Annotated in this window: 1 protein-coding gene and 2 pseudogenes; 1 reads left to right on the forward strand and 2 read right to left on the reverse strand. The window is 63.5% G+C overall.

Annotated features, from left to right (window positions below; translation table 11 throughout):
• Window positions 1-146 precede the first annotated feature (146 nt).
• Window positions 147-309, reverse strand: a pseudogene (locus tag IP69_RS22360) (transposase); the annotation flags it as partial.
• 233 nt (window positions 310-542) lie between these two features.
• On the opposite strand from IP69_RS22360, the gene IP69_RS11630 reads away from it, so the two are divergent.
• Complete coding sequence (locus IP69_RS11630) at window positions 543-2957, forward strand: glycosyltransferase (protein ID WP_197279830.1); 2415 nt, start codon at window positions 543-545, stop codon at window positions 2955-2957.
• A 239-nt stretch (window positions 2958-3196) separates the two neighbouring features.
• On the opposite strand, the pseudogene IP69_RS22365 reads toward IP69_RS11630, so the two are convergent.
• Window positions 3197-3583, reverse strand: a pseudogene (locus IP69_RS22365) (IS701 family transposase); the annotation flags it as partial.
• Window positions 3584-3881: the final 298 nt, after the last annotated feature.

The raw sequence follows: 3881 nt of genomic DNA on the forward strand, positions 1-3881 counted from the left end.
GGATCCGCTCAGCCGGCGAGCGCGGGAAGACGAGAGGCAGACCAAACTCACCGGCCCAGCGCGCAGTCATGCTCTGGCTGACGCAGCAGCTGTAGCTTCGATGCCGGCAAGAAGATCAAGGGCCGCCGCATTCGGTGGTCATGACGCTTTGGCTGCAGCGACCACGCGCATGGCTCGACGCCAGATACAAAACCGCATTCACGGCCTCGCGAAGGTCCGTTGTCCGGGGGCGACAAAGGGTCCTCGGCCCGGGCAGGAATGGCGAAATCAGCGCCAACTCCCGATCGGCAGAAAACTTGAATACCGCAGCCATCGGCGTGCATGATGACGCCGAACGGCTTCGGTTCAGGGCATCGTGGCCTCCATCAAGTCTCGTAACCTGACGGGATCACAACCGGCTGAAACTGTTTAACTCTTTTCGGGTTGGGCTTTGAGCTTAGGCGTGGCAGATTGTTCGGGATTGTTCCACATTCGTTCGCGCCAGATTCGATCGGTGAAGCTTTATGGCTCGTAGAGCCGCGGTAAGAGACGATGAAGAAGCGATGAGCTTTGTCCGAGAGTTTTACACATCCCTTCAAAATCGTCGTTTCATCCACGCTTTGCGCAAGCACGACCTGCGCACGATGGTTTCGCTCGCCGGCGAGGCCGGCTTGCGGCTTACCCAGACGCAAGTCCTTTCAGCCGCGCGCCTTCTGATCGACAACGGACGGGCCGGAGCCGCTGCCGCGTTGCTCCAGAATGCGCTGCGGGTCGAGCCGAGCCAAGCAGCGCTGGTGCCCATCCTGACGGAAGCCGGTCGACGAATCGTCGGCTCCGCCCCTTCGCCCGCCGCCGAGGATCTGGCACGGCAAGCCGATGCCCAGCGTGACGCCGGCAATCCGCCCGCTGCGGCCGCGCTCTATCAAGAAGCGCTCGCCCTCGCGCCCGGCGCCGTGCATTGGCGCGTTCAGCGCGCGAACATGCTGAAGGATTCGGGCGAGTTTGCAGCGGCCGAGATCGAATACCGAAGGGCACAGCTGGAGCGGCCGGAAGATGCCGATATTCCGCTTCAGCTCGGCCGTGCCCTGAAGATGGCAGGCAAAATAGAGGAATCGCGCGAGAGCTTTCGTGAGGCACAGCGGCGAGACCCCGCAAACCGAGCAGCAAATGACGAACTCGCTTGGCTGGGCGAGCCGCAGGACCATATCCGCCGGACCCTCGCCGCACTCGAACGCGGCGAGTCCGTCGCGCTCTTCGCTCTCGCGGATGCCCTTGCAGGGCTGAAGGAAAGCTTCTCGCGGATCGAGAGATTGTTGCCCTCCGCTTCGGCCGGCTCGGCCTTCCCACCCCAGCTCCATGACCTCTTCCGACGTCGATGCCCGTCCCCGGCTGCGCCGGCATCCCAAACTTCGTTCCGCCTCGCGGTCCTTTTTGACGCCGACGCCGGAACGGACAGCCGCTTCCATGCCCGACTCGACGCGCTGATCGCGCTGGCTAATCGGCATGTCGTGCTGATCGCGATCGTGACCGACGCCCGTCGGCGCCAAGACATCATGCGCCGGGCGGCGCCCGAGGCGGAGAGGCACCTGCTTTGCAGCGCCGGGTTGGCGCTGCAGGATCTGGCCTCGCTTCTTATCGAGCAGGAGTGTAACGGCGTACTGCTACTAGAAGGCGAGACTATCCTGGATGCCGTCGCGCCAGGCTGGTTTGCCCTGGCGCTCGGGCGAGCCGAGACCGCCTATGCAGACGGCGAAAGCGGCCGCCTTTCCCCCGACGGGCAGATCGAACGTCACAAACCGATCCTGCGCTCGCGCCACGATGTGCATTGGAGCACCGCCGAACAGGGCTGCGCCCTCGCCATAAGACGTGAGGCGGTTGTCAATATTGCTGCGGCGCAGCCTGCCTTGCCCCCAACCGTCGCTGCCCTGGGCGCGCTGGTGTCGAAGCGCGCGCCGCTGCACGTTCCGCTTTTCCTCGCCTGTGACCTCGGCGGCGCCCCGGACGCCGCCCCTGTCCCCTTGTCAGCTTCGCCCTACAGCGGCATGCCTTTCACCATCGGCTGCGTGATCCCGACCCGCGACCATGCCGAGGATGCGGAGCGCTTCGTCCGCTCCCTGCTGCTGACGGCTCGCTGCCCCGAGGCGCTGTCGGTAATCGTCGTCGATAACGGCGTTCACGGGGCGGGATTGGCCGCGCTCGCGCGACTGGAGGACGACGGCTTCAAAATTCTGCGGGATCACGACGCCTTCAACTGGTCGCGGATTAACAATCGCGCAGTGCGCGAACTGAGCCAAGCTGAAATCCTGCTCTTCGCGAATGACGACATGGAGATGCTGACGCCGTATTGGGATGATGAACTCCGCACGGTTCTGGCGCTCGAGGGCGTGGGCGCCGTAGGAGCGAAGCTCCTCTACCCCGATCGCACGATCCAGCACGCTGGCATTCTCTGCTCCTGGGCGGGGCGCCCCGAACATGAGGGCCGCGGCGAACCGGAGGGCGCCGCAGGGCCTTCGGGCCGCTGGCTGCGGCGGCGCAAGGCCCAGGCTGTCACCGGTGCCTTCCTGGCTACCAGGCGGGCCGATTACGAGGCGATCGGCGGCTTCGATCCGGATTTTCCGTTTGGCTTCAACGACATCGACTTCTGCCTGCGGCTGCTCGAGCTAGGCCGCCACACCATCTACACACCGCACATCACCCTGATCCATCACGAATCCAAGACGCGCGGAAGGTATGCGGCCGAGTTGGCGCAGGCGGCCCGCGCCACGGCGGAGGACTGGCGCTTTGCCGCGCGCTGGCCTGCCCAGCTCTTGCTCGACCCGACTGTCAATCCCAATTGGTCCGAAGCATTTGCACCGTTCTGCGCCTATCGGGCTCCAGCAGGCGGCGCCGTCCTGCGCTATCTCGACGAACAGATCGCGGCTCCGCTGGTCCAGAAGAATCCGTTCCGGACCAGACAGGACGACCTCAAAGAACGGTGATAAGGATACCTCAGGTCATGGTAATGCAACTGCGGGTCCCGCCTTGTCCGCCATTACATCCTGTGCTTGCGGTCAGACAAAGAGCCTACCACGCACTGATCGAACGATATCTGGCTGGACAATACGGCCGGGGACTATCGGATTCATGTGGATTATAGCCGACGCGACCCTGTTTTGCTGCAGCGTGATTATCTTCTGGCCTACACTATGATGGCAGGTTTTTAGGAACCAGCCATCGGTTATAATGCGGACATCGCTTCGGAGGTGGCCGTTCGAGCCTGGCGGCGATGGCTGCGCAGATCGCTGGATGGGTTGGCTGAGGTGGTGGGCCGCTCGCTTCTTTTTCCCGCTTAGCCTGTTGAGGCGGCGGGACTGGAGGACGGCGTAGGCGATCATGGTCATAAGCGCGTGCCGGTGCAGACTCTTCCATGATCGAGCCTCGAAGTGGTCGAGACCAAGGTCCTCATGCGACTGCTGATGCGCCTGTTTATAGATCCAGCGCGCCTCGATCGCGTCGGCCAGGCTGGGAGCGGGATGTCGGCGGGCGGATTTGAGAGATAGTACTTGCGCTCACCATTCGCACGATGTTCGTTGATCAGCCAAGCCTCTTTGCCCCGGAGATGCTGGGCGCTCAAAGCCGCGCGCCGCCATCGGCCGGATGCTCTTGCGATCACCTTTGCCGATCAGCCCTGCCACATAAGCCGATTACATCCGCGCCCGTACCTTGTGCCGCAGAGCATCGAGAAAGGGTGGAGTTGACCCCGTTCCGCCGGACAGGCGGCGGTTGGGTTTGCGGCGCGACGCCGACCGAGCGCTCGCCCTTCTTCGGCAGGGCCGTGTCGTCGACTATCAGCTAGGCCTTAGATGTTTGATGCCGGGATTTGATGGTGCATTACTTTCGCCGGCAGCGAGGGATGCGCTATG

Origin of the sequence: Allobosea sp. AAP35 (assembly GCF_001295925.1) — a bacterium.
In the GTDB taxonomy this organism is placed as follows: Bacteria; Pseudomonadota; Alphaproteobacteria; order Rhizobiales; family Beijerinckiaceae; genus Allobosea.

Excerpts from the sequence above, each read along its gene's own strand:
- IP69_RS11630 (WP_197279830.1), top strand. The coding sequence starts at position 543 with ATGAGCTTTGTCCGAGAGTTTTACACATCCCTTCAAAATCGTCGTTTC.